This is a genomic window from Saccharicrinis sp. 156 (assembly GCF_050589685.1).
In the GTDB taxonomy this organism is placed as follows: domain Bacteria; phylum Bacteroidota; class Bacteroidia; order Bacteroidales; family Marinilabiliaceae; genus Saccharicrinis.
Window position 1 is genome coordinate 109,152 of record NZ_JBNGOS010000013.1, and the last position, 14,760, is coordinate 123,911.

Sequence of the window (14,760 nt, forward strand, 5' to 3'; positions counted from 1 at the left end):
TTAATTTCGGTGGGGAATAATCTTTACAAATTCCAAGCGGTAAGGCTTGAATGTTTCTGCAATGGTTTCGATGTCGATGTAATCGGTAAAAACACGGAATCGGAACTCATCCATAAAGTCGTATTCTTCGGGGGTAGCCGTAAATACATTATCGCTGCTAATCATTTCAATTTCTTCGATAGAATTTGGCAGGGATTTCGTATTCAGAATCCACATATCATTATTAAGGTCGATACTGTGGTTTGCCGATGTTACAGTTATCATTACAGGTTTCAACTGATAGCTATCTATTGTGCGAAGTCCTTCGATGCGGTCTTTGGCAATGGTGTGTAACAGTTCGCTTGTATTCATCATGATTCAGCCTCCTGTATTTGGGGTTCAACTTTTGCCAATGGCTCTTTAAAATCTTCGTACTGAATGTAAATGCGAATGTTAAGCGGTTCAGCACCACTTTTCATATTGCTTTTATAAACCGTATGAATGCTACTATTCACGTCCAGCGGTTCGCTGAATGGTATAACCTCTTTGGACAAGTATTTAATGTTTCTGTTTGCTGTAAGCGTATAATCACGAAGTAAGAAACTGTTCCCATTAACCAAGAGGCTTAAACTTCCACACTCATAAGCATCGGGACGTTGATACTTTTGTACAGGTCGAACAAACAGAGCAGTCTTATTTTGATAGATAAACGAAAGCGTTTCTTGAGCGATAAGCTCTGTATATGCAAGGCTTCCTAAACTTTTCCCTTTCTCAAAAATGCTCACTTTAGCATACAGATAATGCGCAAGCCCTTGAGTCTCGGCTTGTTCATACGCTAATTTGTCTTTTTGTAATTGCTCAAGCTGACGGTCATAATCCTGCATAATGGAGTTACCGTAGGTGTTGATGTTTTTAGAAACCGTTGAATAGCTTTCCAAATATTCATTACCACGTATTTTGTAATACACGCTGCTTGTAATTCTGTAAAGCGCATAGCTTCGTGCAGATGGAGAGGTGTGAAATAGCAAGTCCACATAGTAAGCCTCTAAATCTGTTTCAGGGTCAAAACCAAATTCGCCATAAGTAGCCATCAGGAATACAAAAAAATGTGCCTTGTATTCAGTTTTCAGGTCGGCAAAGCGTTGTTCCCAGTCTATTTCAGGTTGGTCGCTACCGCCCATGAGCAATTCGTTTAGGTTGGAACTAAAGGCTATCTGTTGTGCATCAGTAAGGCATGGATATTTAATGCCGTCACGTAATACGCTGACCATTTCAGGTAGAATATCACTTTCAAAAAATGCTTTACTTTCATCTAATGTCGGGCGTGTTCGCATGTATGAATAGAACAAATTGGCTACTTGGTCAGAAGCCAATAAGCGTGTAATCAAACCTTGCGGAAATGCTAATGCTGTTAAACTATCAATAGCCTCGGCTTCTTTCTTTACGGTGGTAGTTACTGCAATCCCTGTTATCAATTTGCATGATGCAGGGAGCAAGTCCTGGTCGTTTAGATGCTCATTATTAGCTGATAGTTTTTTTATGACGTGGTATCGCTTCATCTCAGGAGTATTAGGGGCTTACTTCTTTTTCTCTTGAATGGCAAGTAGGTACACACGTACATTGTAGCTATCATCGGCTGCAAGGTTTTCGCTATCGTCTTTATAGATAATGCGAACAGGACTGTTCTTTGCTTTTTCATCCACAGGAAATGTCACATCGGGAATGCTCATATCGGTGTTGTGGTGTGCAATGGCTACCTCTGTATCATCAGGGATAACTTCTACATCATCCACCCACATTCGGAATGTTGCACCTGGTAATGCTTCGGTATTGGATAGGCGTAAAAAGAAACCTGTAATACGGTCATGCTCGGTTTTGGTGTTACCGTTAAACTCAAAGGTTTCGCCTTTCTTTACTTCAAATTTGATGACCTGAAGCTTGCGTACTTTATTGTCGTTTTGTTTTTCCATTATTCAATTGATTAGAAAGAAAAAGGGGCGATAGGCATTCGCTTACCGCCCCTCGAACGATTATGGTATATCAAAAATGAAAGACTATGCCTTTTCTGTGATAGTTCCCAATAGCGTGACCTTAACGGCAGGGTTATAAACCTTGTCGCCTGATACCGATTTCGGCATGTTCAATTTTGGCGTAATATCCATTGATGGTTTTAGCCACTTTGGATTAGAAAGCTTGTATTGGAACTTGCGTTTTGTGGTATCGGTATCATCAAATACCGCACATGAGATTTCAGGAACGATAACCTTTGTACCTAAAGTCATCTCGAATGTACCGTTCAATAGTGCAGGTGGTAAAGCAAACTGACCAAAAGCAAAATCTGCCGGGTCGCTATCTTCTTCCGATGCACCGTGAGCGTACTCCAAAACAATATCAGTTAGTAGGAAATACTTTCCTGAATCTAACTGGGCACGGTTAAGGTTGGTACGTCCAGCCTTTTTATCATCCGATGCTTCCATCAAATCAATATCGGACTTGTCCTTAATCGACTTAACTGTGTAGATTGCTGTATCTACGGTTTGCATACGTGCATCTTTCAATGCCTTTTGAATCTCTGGTGGAAGCTGCTGTCTGCGTAATTCAAACTGACCTTTGGAAGTCAAGTTCTTGGTCAAACCTGTTTTAACAGCGGTGCTTCTTTGCCCTGCATTGTATGACCTACGTGCTGAACGTCTACGACTGCTACGTCTGCGACCTCTGCGAGTTCTACGTCTTTTCCAACGTCTTGAACGTCCGAGTTCGCCAATGCCTTCCGTTGCATCGTCCTGGTCTTCTTCTTTTTCAATCGCTTCTTCCTCTTTATCGAGAATCGCTTCTTCTAAACCCTCAATATCTTCCATTGATGGGTACAAATCATTTTGCTCATTAATATCTGCCATAAGAATTTGTTTTGCGGCTCAATAGCCTATTATTAAATAAATTGATAGTTACATTTAAGTGTGGTTAGGATGCCATCATGTCCCCGGCAAACACGTCAAAATCCATACTGTCGGGGTCAATCTCTTTTATCTTCCCAACAGGTTCGTCATCATCGGAATAATCTGCTGTACCAATAGGGTCATCGCTCATGGCGTAATCCGCTGCTGCATTACCGATAGGGTCATCACTCATTGAAAAGTCAGAGGCTGCACCTGATACAGAAGCTTGTATTTCTCGCTCGATGTCAATATCGGCTGCTGGTAAAGCTTGTGTGATAGGATTTAGGGCTTGCAGTCCATCCATCTCATCATAATCCTCTTCATCGCCGATAATGCCCTCTAATCCTTGTAGAATGGTTTTACCTGTGGCTTTTTTGATAATGGATTCGACACCTGCACCTGCTGCACCTACTAAGCCTAACTTAACATATTCGTTTTTGGTAAACTGAGTACCAATAAGACCGCCCATTGTAACGGCTGCTGGAACGATGTACGTTTTCATATCGTTGCCCAATAGTCCGCTTACTGTTTGGCTCTTTTCTAACTTCTTTAAAGCGTACTTACCAACTGCAAACCCTGCCACGGCAGCAATAGGCTTGCCTATGTTGTTGGTAGCTTTCATAAAGTCAATTTTGGTGGCTCTGGTACCACCACCTGACGTTGTTCTTTTAACTGCCATGTTTCAAATTTTAATTAATGATTATCTATTGTTTATTGAAGTGCTATACTTCCTAAATCCTGTTTGGAGGTGGCTTTTGAGCTTCGTTTCTTGGGCTTATCATCCTTTTTGCGAAATGCAAAATATGCGCCTGTACCAAGAAGTGCAGCAACACCTAATCCAATTCCTATTTTTGCACCCTTGCTCATGCCTTTCTTTGGAGCTGTAACCATTGAAGTCGGAGCTGTAGCTTGTGGCGTATAATTCCCGGACTTCATTATTGGCTGTGGCGAATAACTCGGTTGTGGAATAGTATTGTTGGATTGAGGCATTATACTATTTGTAGGTGGAGCGTAAGCCTGTGTATTGCTTGCTTGTTGTTCTGTAAACTGTGATGGTGCAGGAAGTGCAGGAGCTTTCTTCTTGAACTTGTTTTTAACCTTTGAAAAGATGTTTTTGATAGGTTTTAACCAGCTACCAATTTTAGCCAATACACCACTTGCAGCCGTTACTGAGGCTGCGGTAGCAACTGCACCCAAAGTTCCCAACTCTGCTAAATCTCCCATAGATTCTAAGGCTTGTAAGTCGCCCAATACACCATCCATTCCTTTTAGGGAGAAATCAGAGCTTTTCTGTTTTGCTCCTTTGATAATGGCTTTTCTTAGGTTCTTTTCTTTGCCTTGCAAACCGTTGAACAGCTTTCTTACCTTCCCATGTACTTTCTTGATTTTTCTTAGTTTGGCAGGGTCAATATTGTATTTGCTTGCGAGGTTATCGGGCAAATAGGCATATTGCATTTTCTTAGCAATACCGAACATATTTAAACGCAAAGCAGCCAATAAACCACCTCTTATTGCAATGGACAAAGGATTAAACCTGATTATAGCTTTAACTACTTTCTTCGCTACTTTACCGACCTTTTTGGCAGCTTTCTTGATACCTTTCCCAACTCTTCTTAATGCCTTGAAGAATCTTCCTCTACGTCTTTTTCTTCGACCTAATCCGTCAATTTCATCATCTATCTCATCCAATTCAGCCAAGCCTTGAATAGCTTCTGAATCGTATTTTATCAATCCATTTTCAGCAAGCTTTTCTTCAATATCCGATAGCTTTTCTAATACCGCATCACGCTTAGGTGTATTCCAAAACTTGATTGCCTGGTCCAACATGGATATGAATTGGTCAGGGTTTTGGATATGAGCCATTTTACCCTTGTTATCCTTATTCTTTAGTAAGAAATTCCGGGTACGAACTAAATAGCGATAAGTAGCATCGTCTGCATCGCCTAATCCATTTATTGCTTCATCAAAGTCAACACCTGAAACAATAGCAATGAGTTCTTCATGGTCGACTTGTGCCTGATGACCGCCAGCTAAATCAATACCTGACAAAACTGATATTGGTAAACCTAATGCGCTAGTTCCTGTTAAACCGTCAATGCCTCTAAGCCCTGCCAATTGAAGCGGAGACATATCAAAGTCAGACCTTTCAAAGCTGTATGGCTTTTGATAATCGAACTTTGATAACACAGGGTCAATGACTATTTCATTCTCTGAATCACCAATGGCAGGAACAATTACATAGATGTGCTGAAAGTTTTTCTTTCCATCGTATTTGGTAATGCGGAGCTTGAAAGGAATACCTAAACACTTTAATAATGACCCCACAAAAATGCTGTAATCGTCACAGTCAATCCCGGCATTTTTTCTGCCTTTTTGTTTGAACTTGATTTGACCATCTAACCAAGAGCGAGAAGGGGTACGAAGCTGTTCCGTTCCGTCATCGTCTTTATGGTATTGCAAATAAGTATATGAAAAATTAAAGATGTTACGACAAGTATCTTTGAGCGTATCGCTTTTAAGTAAACTTGCTAGTTCTTCGACCTCTCTATAGTGTGAGCCAATTGTATCTATACAGTTTTCAACTGTTTCAATGACGTTACCGTTTTTGATGAATGTATCCTGTCCATTTGCCTTTTTTATAAGGTGGTTGAACTTCTTTCCGTTTTGGGTATTTCGTGGGCCAGATACAATGCCCAATTCGCCCAATGCTAATCCGTTCATATTTTCGTCCTCTGATAATGATTGCGTTGTGGTAAGCGTTTCGCCATTAACGCTGATGGTCATGGTAAAAGTCATGTCCTTTTTTAACTGCTCTGTATTGGAAAGCACGGAGAGCGTAAGTCCTTTACCCATTAGGTTCAGGTATGGCACTTGAAAAACGATTTCAGGCTCTTGTGTTTTGCCTGCTGCAATAGTAAGACCTTTAATGTCGGGGGTGGAATAAGCGATTGCCGAACCTTTGTAGTTTGCCACTACCTGGTTAACAGCTAATGTGATGGGTGCTTTTGTGGGGTTGTAGCAGCGAAGCTTTACAGCAAATTGAACTTCTTGCAAGTTCATCTTGTGGATGCGGAATCCCAAGAGGGCAAAGTTCATTTTTGCCCCGGCTAGAAGCTTTTTGCCTTTCTTAATGAGGTAGAAACCTCCACCAACTGCTGCAACTGCTGCTAATGTGCCTAGTATTTTCTTTGCGCTTGCTTCCATAATGGAAACAAACATATAGTAGGTTGGAGGTTGGAATGTTGGAGAATAAAGCTCCTTGTAGGTATTTGTAAGTGTTTAATGAAAATTATTAAAAGATGTGAGCAAACTTTTTTTACATTTTAGAGGAATAGTTTGGTGCAACTGTATGCTATATCTTATTACTTCAAAAAGTTGATTCAGGAAAAGTTATTAAAAGAGTTTTGTTAGCAAGTTCATAATAAATCAACTGCATTTTACGTTAATTACAATTATATTTGCGCAAAACGAAACTTAGTAAGCGATTAAAGAAATTAGAAGTGAATGTCTAAACAGAAGTTAAATAGGATAAAACCAGTTCTTGCTGAATATGACAAATCGGCAAAGTGGTTAGCTGAACAATTATGCAAAGATAAGTCAACAGTTTCCAGATGGTGTACAAATGACATGCAACCTTCTGTAGAAACATTTCACCAGATAGCAGAATTGTTAAATATAGATATTAGAGAGTTATTTGTTCCAACAAGAATTAAAGAAAACAACGAGATATAATTATGAATCAACGTTTTGAAAATATAATAGATGAGTTAGTTGACCAGTATGCTTATGCTGACACCAGTAATAGACCATGGATAATTGGATTTAGTGGAGGGAAAGACTCAACAGTGTTATTAACATTTGTATGGCTAGCATTACAAAAGATTAAAAAATCATCTGATATACCATTTCAACTTAAAAGACCTGTGTACGTTATTTGTAACGATACGATGGTTGAAAATCCCATAATTGAGTTTTACGTTAATAATGTTTTAGCAAAAATCGAAGACTCTGCAAGGAATGAAGGTCTTCCAATTTTTGTAAAAAAGACTATTCCTAAATTAGAAAACTCATTTTGGGTAAATGTATTAGGAAAAGGTTACCCAGTTCCTAATAATAGTTTTAGGTGGTGTACAGAAAAGCTTAAGATAAAGCCTACCTCTGATTTTATTACTGAGCAACTCGATGGGAATGGAGAGGCAATAATATTAATTGGCACTAGATATGGAGAAAGTGCAACAAGAGCAAGGTCTATTCAGAAGCATGAAATTAAAGGCAAAAGGTTGACTAAGCATCCTTTGCATAACAACACTTTTGTTTACAGTCCAATAAAAGAATTAATGCTGGAAGAAGTTTGGTACGTTATTAATACTATTCCATCACCTTGGGGATTTGATAATAAAGTATTATATAATATTTATGCAAATGCAAGTGCTGATGATTATGAGTGTCCAACTGTAGTTACTGATGATAAACACAGAACTTGTGGGCAAAGTCGTTTTGGGTGTTGGACTTGTACTGTGGTAAAGGTAGATAAATCTATGTCAGCTTTAATAAATAATGGTGAAGATTGGTTAACACCATTATATAACTACAGGAATGATTTAGCTAAAAATAGAAATATCAACAAGAACAGGTCTAGGTATAGACGAAATGGACAATTAGCGGTAACGGAAGAAGGTCAACACCAAGGTAATTATACGCCAGAATATAGAGCCAAGGCTTTACGGGAACTTTTAGAGATTCAAAGAGATTTGCAAAAAATTGAAGATAAGCTTGAATTAATTACCAACCAAGAATTAATAGCAATTCAGGTTATCTGGTATAGAGATGGAATCTTCGATTTTAAAGTTGGTGAAATTTTCGCCAAAGTTTATGGACGAGACATAATGGTCGAAAGGCAACTGGATTCTAAAAAGCTTGAAGATAAGGTCATGCAAGATGTGTGTAAAGAAAATGAGGGTGACATCAAACTTATAGAAAACCTTGTTTCTATTCAAAGTAGCAAGACTTTAATGTTGTCAAAATATGGTATTCAAAATGACATTGAAAATACAATTGAGAAATTTGTAATCGCCAAAGAGAAAGAAAATGAGAATAGCAGAGGTTAAAATAAAAGACTTTAGAGTTTACCAAGGAAACCATTCTATTTCTTTCGGAGATTCTTCAAATGAAGATGCAAATATCTCAATAATTGCTGGGCAGAATGGTTTTGGAAAAACAAGTTTCCTTACAGCTCTATCTTGGGTAATGTATGGTAGAATGATTGCTGAAGTAGAAGAAACATACAAGAAGCAGATATATGAAGTTGGTGGATATAAAGAGTATGCTAAAGCTTTAATGAATAAATATACTCTTGCTGAAGAAAGTGATGATAAAACAAACTTTTTTGTTGAAGTAAACCTAACTGATATTTATATACCATCAGTCCCTTGTTCAAACATTACAATAAGAAGAGAGTATTTTGTTAACAGTGCAACAGAAGAAACAACAATCCTTATTGATGGATTTGTAAATGAATTAGCCAATCAAGTTGGAGCTGATATTTTTATAAATGATTTTATACTCCCTAGAGAAATAGCGAAGTTCTTTTTCTTTGATGCTGAAAAAATTGTTAATCTAGCAGAGATAAAAACACTTTCAGAAAAGAAACAACTTAGTATCGCTTTTTCAGATATTCTTGGGATTAAAAAATACGAGACCTTAAAATACAATCTGGAAAATGTTCGCTCAAAAATGAAGCGAAAATCAGCGGACATTAAGGAGAAAGAAAAGATTAAGGAATTACAAGTTGAGATTGATAAACTTGAGAACTTAGTTACATACAACAAAAAAGAAATTGAGGATTTACATGATGACTTGGCGGAAAAACGAACTAAAAGCGACCAAATTCAAGAAAAATTAATTCGAGAAGGTAATAGCATTACAGTAGAAGAGCTAAAAGAATTAAAAAAAGACAGAGAAAGGATACAAAAGGAGGGGCAAGAAATAAAGGCTAAATTGAAAGATTTATTGGAACTAGCTCCTTTTGCAATTGCTGGAAATAAACTGCACCAAACAATTATGCAGTTAGATAATGAGATTAGCAATCAGAATAAAAATGACGAATTAATTAGTTCTCAAATCAAGAAAGTTCAAGATGCTTTAAAGTCCAGAATTTCATTAGAGATAAAGGATAAAGGCAGTCGAAATGACTTTATAAAAATACTGGAAGAAGAATTTGCTAGAAGTACAAAAAAATTGAATGAATCTGAATCTCCTATTCTTTTGGACTTTGAAAGCCAGCAAGCAAATTCTTTTAAGGCGATTTATAATAATTTAAAAAGTGCTTATAAAATCCAATTTGAAAACATTGTTCAAGAGGAAAAGAACAACAGAAATAGCTTCAACCGAGTATTGCGAAAGATTCAGCAATCAGAGTCCAAAGATTCTGATTTGGTTACACAGAAATACAAAAATGAACGAAGTTTAATCATCGAAGGAATAAATAATAGTGAAACTAGAATTCTCGCACTTACTGAAGAAAATGGAGCATACAAGTCTGAATTAGCAAATAAACATAAGGTTTTGTCGGAACTTCTAAAGAAGGTCAAGTTAGACGATATTGATGATAAGAAGGATGACACAACTCAACGCTTAATAAAAGAGCTAAACGAGTTTATCTTAAGGTTTAAGAAAGAAAAGATAGGATTGTTTGAAATGAGAATCAGAAATGCCTTATACAAGTTAATGCACAAAAATAATTTTGTAAACGATTGTGAGGTTGTTGTTAATAATGAGATTATTGATATTTTATTGATAAATGAAGATGGGAAGTACATCAATAAAGAAAGCCTTTCTAAAGGAGAGCAGCAACTGTATGCAACAGCTGTTTTGAAAGCTCTTGTTGAAGAATCAGGGATTGAATTTCCTGTATTTATTGATAGCCCTTTGCAGAAGTTTGATAAGAATCACTCAAATAATATTATTACATATTTCTACCCAACCGTATCAAAACAAGTAATTCTCTTCCCTTTACTCGAAAAGGAGCTAACGGAAGAAGAATATGAGATGTTAAAAGCTAGAGTGGATAAAGTTTACAGAATAAAGAATCAGAATAATAGGTCTCGAATTGAGTCTGTTAATCCAGATGAATTATTTAACGAATTAAAATTAGAAAGAAGTAATGTTTGCTAATATAAAGACATCAAAAGAGAACCGTGAAGTTGTAGCTAATTTAACAAGAAAGTTAAACTTAGGTACAGAGAACATAATTGCTAGAATTGCATTTACATATTCTTTATCTAAGGAAAAACAGCTCAAAATAGCAGACCTTAAAGATTCTGGTGGAAAAGAGTACAGTAGAGGAGTCTTGTTTGGTGATAATTATTCATTTTATATCGCCTTACTATCTACCCACTACAACCTATACAAAACAGATAAAGATTTGCCTAAGTACGTAAAACTCCACATAGATGATGGGCTTGAACTAATTCAGAAAGAACTTGATTCAAATCCAAACTTGAATGGGTTTGAGTATGTTATTGACAAAATTGAAGGAGGGTTAAACGACTTGGTAACGAATTAGCCAAAGGCTATCTGTAAAGAGAATAATACATTAATCCTATTCAAAGGGGAGTTTTAATTGATTAGGATCCCCGAAAGCAGATGCACGCTGAACTTCGTCAATTGAGCAGTCAGCATAATACATTAAATTTTCATATAATCTTTGTGTACAACACCTTAAATCATTATTCTCTCCAACAGAAGATAGATATAGCAATCCTTCTAAACAGGGGCGTAATTCTGATAACGACCTTACGAAAAACTCATCACCAATATCATCATCTCCCTGAAATGCTCCTGGGCACCATCCTCCATAATATTGTTCTCTATATTCGTCATAAACAGCAGCTAATGAACTCTGCATTTCCAATACAAGCTCTTTGCTAAGCTCATTTTTTATAGATATGAGGAATTCAACAAAACCCTTTAAAAAAATATTTGAATATATATCAAATATATTAAGGTAAACATTGTCGTTGTTTTTAATAGCAGTTATTAATGAATCTTGGAGTAGTCTTTCTAATTTTGCCAAGTCTCCTTCATAAGCAAGTTGCTTTAATTCCTCTCCATAATAATCATAAAACAAGCTATATGTTTCGGACTCTTCCTTATCGTCAGCTAATGATTTATCAATTTTAATTAATGTAATAAACCAATGAATAAACTCTTCTGATTCTTCTATATCGTAGCTTAAATAATTCTTTACGAATGCTTGTATTATTTCAGGTTTTAGTTCACTTATATGCAATCTTAACCAATCTAATTCGATTAGTTCTGCATTTTGTATGATAGAATATTTAATTATTGATATAACATTTGGATATTGTAGTTTATCAATATGATTGTCATACAGATACTTTAGGTTTTCTATGTATTCAGGACAAGATAAAAACCATTTTAATGCTTCTAAAGAACATTCATTTTTACAACATTTTTCTAGTTCAGCATTTATGTCGGTCATGCTTTTTTTTATAGAAAATAAGTTATGCCATTTTCTATGAATAATCGAAATCATATAATTCCTATCAATTGTATAATAGAAATTTATTTCATAGGTATCCATTTTTGGATTACCAAATATTAAAAGTCCAGCGTCTTCATACTTTTCAGTATCAATATTTCCTGGTAGTTTATTTAGTTGGCTAATGTCAATAGGAGCTCCATTTTCAAAGGCATATGAAGCAAGATTCCCTAAAACAGACAGGGCTTCAATTTCTTTAATCCCTGCACGGATAGCTTTTGAGATAATACTTTTCTTAATTAAGACAGAGTTATCAACTTGAACAACATCTTGTCTGTTTGTGTAAATTTCAGCGAATAACCTTAAATAAAATGGATTTCGAAGTAAATCATCTACAGGTATTTTGGTATTATATTCAGCTTCATAGATTTTTCTTGCTTTCCAATGTAAGGAACCTGAGTCAAAATCATCAAGCTGGACATGTGCTCCTTTATCTGAATTAAGCTTTCTAACATATAAAATATCCGCTCTTTTTTTATCAATCCCTGTTCTATCTGAGATATATTCAGGATTAGAATTATTGTCAAATAATAATCTTCTTACAGAAAAGGAAGTGCAACTAAGAATTATTTTTATATTTCTATTTTCTAGCCTACAGCACTCTTCATTTAATTGTAATGCAATATCTTGATTTAATTCGTTCCACCCATCAATGAATAAAAGTAGTTTTTGGTTAGTGTCTCGTAGAATTCTTTCTAACCTATTGATGATATGTAATGGTGAATCGTCACTATTTTGTATCCAATTAAAATCTTCTTTGATTGTATTAAGTAATCCACCTCTTAGTTCATTAGCTGGATAAAAAAGACATGCAATATTTTCATTTAAATAATTTTCTACAGTATTACATAAAAAACAAGTTTTTCCATTTTGAGGTGGGGATGTAACTAGGACTAAATCATTACCATTTTCAAATAAGTGTTTTTTTAGTTTCTTGGATTCATTTTTTCGGTCAATATATAATTGAGGGATATATTTTCTTTCACTATGAATATCTGTGCTTTTAAGTTTACGCATTCTGAAAGAGACCTGACCTTTACAGAAAGTAATGAGATTTTCTTTTGATAATGAAATCAGATATTCAAGTGCCTCAATTCTTGCAGAAAGAAAATCACCAGATGGTTTGAATCCATTAATTATATATGGGTGATTTATTGGGATAGATTTATTTGAAATTAGTTCTTTCGTAACAGAATCGTATATCCTTGATTCTTTTCCATTAGTTAAAATTGTAAAGGGAGCAATACCTCCGTCCAATGCTGTAGCATAAGATATCGCTTGCCGTTTATCATCTTCATTAAGTTTATGCTCTACTTTTTTTACTTCAATGACAAATAGGTTTATCCCATTACTTTTACGCACTAGAATATCGCTTCTACCAGATATTGTTTTCTTCCCTTTACCTAATAGTATTGTAAATGTTTTTTCAAGAGATATTTCCTTTTCATTAATCCCTTTATCCAATAACCAATTATAAACAATTTTAGTTCGTAGGTCTTCTTCAGAGTCTAAGTCATTATAGGTAATACTTTGATACATCAATGAAATTAATTATTGATTTGCAACAATCTATTATACTCTGGAATATCTTCTTCTTTCCTTATACTTCCTATTTCCATAAAGCCATTTTTTATTAAAAGAGTATTGGTAATTCGAGTCTTACCAATACCAGATGCCGTAAAAAAGTTATCAGAAAAATCAATGTCTTTACACTTTTCAAGAATGCTTTTATAGTAAGAAGTACTGATGTCTTTATCTTTCTCTAACTTTTCAATAAGAACCTTTTTTAGCAAAGAAAACAAAGATTGAATTCCTATTGTTTTAAAAATATAACTACCATCTTTATATAAACAGTCATGAGCAGCCTTAAAAAAGTTCGCAACAATCGTATAAATAAGTTTATCATTATTTAAGAGGTAATACTGTCTTAATGGTGTGCTATCTTTTTCGTCACTTAATACAGAACGATTTCTTTCTTTTGTTGTTTTTTGCTGTAAAGCATCCCTATCTCTTTGTGGATTAGAGGATATTAAAGTTAGAATACCCCTTACGATTGATGCAGTGGAAATATTCCATTTTTGATATTTGGGTAAAGTTTCAAATAAAACATCATCATTTTCAGCAGCAGTAGTTATATGATTATAGAAAACTGAATCCTTATCAAAATTTAGCGTTCTAGATAGATATACTGCAACCTTTTCTGGAGACCAGCTTTCATCCTTTTCTTCATCTAGATTATAGCCATATAAATCATATGCAAGACTTTTATCAACAGTCTTTTGATTCATATTAATAGTTGCAAATATGTATGCTTGATATGGATTAGGAAGGTCTAAATATATTGAGCAGAGTAATTCGTATTCTTTTTGTTTCTCGACTGAAACATGTTCAAACGCTTTTAAACGATGCTGTCCATCAATAATAACTCCATTTTTAACTTCCATTGGAGCATTGATATACTTGTTGTCACCCTCTACCTTAATTTCCCACCTAAGTTTTTCATCATCAATTATATTCCCTCCAATGATTATTGAATTAGGCATTGAACTCTCAACTCCTTTTAGATATTCTGCAATCACTGATAACCTTTTTTCATCCACAGCTCTTTGGATACCTGTATGATTTCCAGTTGAATCAACTCTGTATGGGTCTGTCTCTACAATTTGAAGTAAATCATAGGCGTTTATCTTGGTTATATAAAAAATACCAAAAGGTTGTTTTACTTCTAACACTTGAAATTTATACATATTATTCTGTCTTGAATCCATCTGTATCTCCTTTTAGTACTTCCTTTTTAATTTCTCCCTGATTTCCCCCAATAGTTTTATCCGCATTCACATTACCAATTATCTTTTGATTGTCTGCATTTGATATCCACCAAGTAAAGTAGGCTAATAATAATCCCAATATGCTTAGTATTAAACCGAGGTATTCCTCTTTGTGATTGATAATTATCGACCAAAGAATAAATCCAATTATTAAAATAGAAATTGCGAACACTTGAATATCTGTCCTAATTGGAGAGAACTTTTCATCTTTACCTCTTACTAACATTAACTCTATGGTTGAGCTGGCTATCAATGCGACAAAAATATTTGCAGCATTTATAGTAATGCCTTCTATGTCAATTGGACATTGAAACAACTCATAGTGAAATCCTATTGAACCTAGAATTACTATTACAATAAAGAAATAAATCACATAGCTGGGGTGCTTCCATGGCTCCTTAATTTTGTATTCAATAAACTGTTTTAACAATTTCCATTTTGAAATATCGCTCAT

At 35.2% G+C, this 14,760-nt stretch carries 13 protein-coding genes; 4 read left to right on the top strand and 9 right to left on the bottom strand.

Features of this window, described 5'->3' with window-relative positions; genetic code table 11:
- From ACRD64_RS10235 to ACRD64_RS10260, 6 genes are all read right to left on the bottom strand, one after another.
- Positions 1-354, bottom strand: a complete 354-nt coding sequence (locus tag ACRD64_RS10235) for a hypothetical protein (RefSeq protein WP_430933244.1) — start codon at positions 352-354, stop codon at positions 1-3.
- A complete protein-coding gene (locus ACRD64_RS10240; RefSeq protein ID WP_430933245.1) occupies positions 351-1,538 on the bottom strand; it encodes a hypothetical protein in 1,188 nt (395 codons plus the stop codon). Before ACRD64_RS10240 ends, ACRD64_RS10235 begins: the two co-directional genes overlap by 4 nt.
- 18 nt (positions 1,539-1,556) lie before the next feature.
- Positions 1,557-1,949, bottom strand: coding sequence for a hypothetical protein (locus ACRD64_RS10245; RefSeq protein ID WP_430933246.1), 393 nt, complete (start codon positions 1,947-1,949; stop codon positions 1,557-1,559).
- Between the two features lie 84 nt (positions 1,950-2,033).
- Positions 2,034-2,876: a hypothetical protein gene (locus ACRD64_RS10250; RefSeq protein WP_430933247.1), complete on the bottom strand. Its 843-nt coding sequence runs from the start codon at positions 2,874-2,876 to the stop codon at positions 2,034-2,036.
- Between the two features lie 64 nt (positions 2,877-2,940).
- The gene (locus ACRD64_RS10255; RefSeq protein ID WP_430933248.1) at positions 2,941-3,594 is read right to left on the bottom strand and encodes a hypothetical protein; all 654 of its coding nucleotides are present in this window, start codon (positions 3,592-3,594) and stop codon (positions 2,941-2,943) included.
- Between the two features lie 32 nt (positions 3,595-3,626).
- The gene (locus tag ACRD64_RS10260) at positions 3,627-6,119 is read right to left on the bottom strand and encodes a hypothetical protein (protein WP_430933249.1); all 2,493 of its coding nucleotides are present in this window, start codon (positions 6,117-6,119) and stop codon (positions 3,627-3,629) included.
- 300 nt (positions 6,120-6,419) lie between these two features.
- Between ACRD64_RS10260 and ACRD64_RS10265 the strand changes: the two genes are divergently transcribed.
- The 4 genes from ACRD64_RS10265 to ACRD64_RS10280 are packed head-to-tail and all read left to right on the top strand — an operon-like array spanning position 6,420 to position 10,479.
- Positions 6,420-6,647: a helix-turn-helix transcriptional regulator gene (locus ACRD64_RS10265; RefSeq protein ID WP_430933250.1), complete on the top strand. Its 228-nt coding sequence runs from the start codon at positions 6,420-6,422 to the stop codon at positions 6,645-6,647.
- A gap of 2 nt (positions 6,648-6,649) precedes the next feature.
- A complete protein-coding gene (gene dndC / locus ACRD64_RS10270; protein ID WP_430933252.1) occupies positions 6,650-8,023 on the top strand; it encodes a DNA phosphorothioation system sulfurtransferase DndC in 1,374 nt (457 codons plus the stop codon).
- Complete coding sequence (locus tag ACRD64_RS10275) at positions 8,004-10,088, top strand: AAA family ATPase (RefSeq protein ID WP_430933253.1); 2,085 nt, start codon at positions 8,004-8,006, stop codon at positions 10,086-10,088. Before dndC ends, ACRD64_RS10275 begins: the two co-directional genes overlap by 20 nt.
- Positions 10,078-10,479, top strand: a complete 402-nt coding sequence (locus tag ACRD64_RS10280) for a DndE family protein (RefSeq protein WP_430933254.1) — start codon at positions 10,078-10,080, stop codon at positions 10,477-10,479. Before ACRD64_RS10275 ends, ACRD64_RS10280 begins: the two co-directional genes overlap by 11 nt.
- Positions 10,480-10,515: 36 nt before the next feature.
- Here the strand turns inward: ACRD64_RS10280 and ACRD64_RS10285 are convergent, their stop codons facing one another.
- The 3 genes from ACRD64_RS10285 to ACRD64_RS10295 are packed head-to-tail and all read right to left on the bottom strand — an operon-like array spanning position 10,516 to position 14,760.
- The gene (locus ACRD64_RS10285) at positions 10,516-13,017 is read right to left on the bottom strand and encodes a type I restriction enzyme HsdR N-terminal domain-containing protein (RefSeq protein ID WP_430933255.1); all 2,502 of its coding nucleotides are present in this window, start codon (positions 13,015-13,017) and stop codon (positions 10,516-10,518) included.
- A gap of 8 nt (positions 13,018-13,025) precedes the next feature.
- Positions 13,026-14,246, bottom strand: coding sequence for a DGQHR domain-containing protein (locus ACRD64_RS10290; RefSeq protein WP_430933256.1), 1,221 nt, complete (start codon positions 14,244-14,246; stop codon positions 13,026-13,028).
- A complete protein-coding gene (locus ACRD64_RS10295) occupies positions 14,227-14,760 on the bottom strand; it encodes a hypothetical protein (RefSeq protein ID WP_430933257.1) in 534 nt (177 codons plus the stop codon). The genes ACRD64_RS10290 and ACRD64_RS10295 overlap by 20 nt, the downstream gene beginning before the upstream one ends.

Coding starts and splice junctions, on each gene's coding strand:
- ACRD64_RS10235 (WP_430933244.1), bottom strand. CDS start 354: ATGATGAATACAAGCGAACTGTTACACACCATTGCCAAAGACCGCATC.
- ACRD64_RS10240 (WP_430933245.1), bottom strand. CDS start 1,538: ATGAAGCGATACCACGTCATAAAAAAACTATCAGCTAATAATGAGCAT.
- ACRD64_RS10245 (WP_430933246.1), bottom strand. CDS start 1,949: ATGGAAAAACAAAACGACAATAAAGTACGCAAGCTTCAGGTCATCAAA.
- ACRD64_RS10250 (WP_430933247.1), bottom strand. CDS start 2,876: ATGGCAGATATTAATGAGCAAAATGATTTGTACCCATCAATGGAAGAT.
- ACRD64_RS10255 (WP_430933248.1), bottom strand. CDS start 3,594: ATGGCAGTTAAAAGAACAACGTCAGGTGGTGGTACCAGAGCCACCAAA.
- ACRD64_RS10260 (WP_430933249.1), bottom strand. CDS start 6,119: ATGGAAGCAAGCGCAAAGAAAATACTAGGCACATTAGCAGCAGTTGCA.
- ACRD64_RS10265 (WP_430933250.1), top strand. CDS start 6,420: ATGTCTAAACAGAAGTTAAATAGGATAAAACCAGTTCTTGCTGAATAT.
- dndC (WP_430933252.1), top strand. CDS start 6,650: ATGAATCAACGTTTTGAAAATATAATAGATGAGTTAGTTGACCAGTAT.
- ACRD64_RS10275 (WP_430933253.1), top strand. CDS start 8,004: ATGAGAATAGCAGAGGTTAAAATAAAAGACTTTAGAGTTTACCAAGGA.
- ACRD64_RS10280 (WP_430933254.1), top strand. CDS start 10,078: ATGTTTGCTAATATAAAGACATCAAAAGAGAACCGTGAAGTTGTAGCT.
- ACRD64_RS10285 (WP_430933255.1), bottom strand. CDS start 13,017: ATGTATCAAAGTATTACCTATAATGACTTAGACTCTGAAGAAGACCTA.
- ACRD64_RS10290 (WP_430933256.1), bottom strand. CDS start 14,246: ATGGATTCAAGACAGAATAATATGTATAAATTTCAAGTGTTAGAAGTA.
- ACRD64_RS10295 (WP_430933257.1), bottom strand. CDS start 14,760: ATGAGCGATATTTCAAAATGGAAATTGTTAAAACAGTTTATTGAATAC.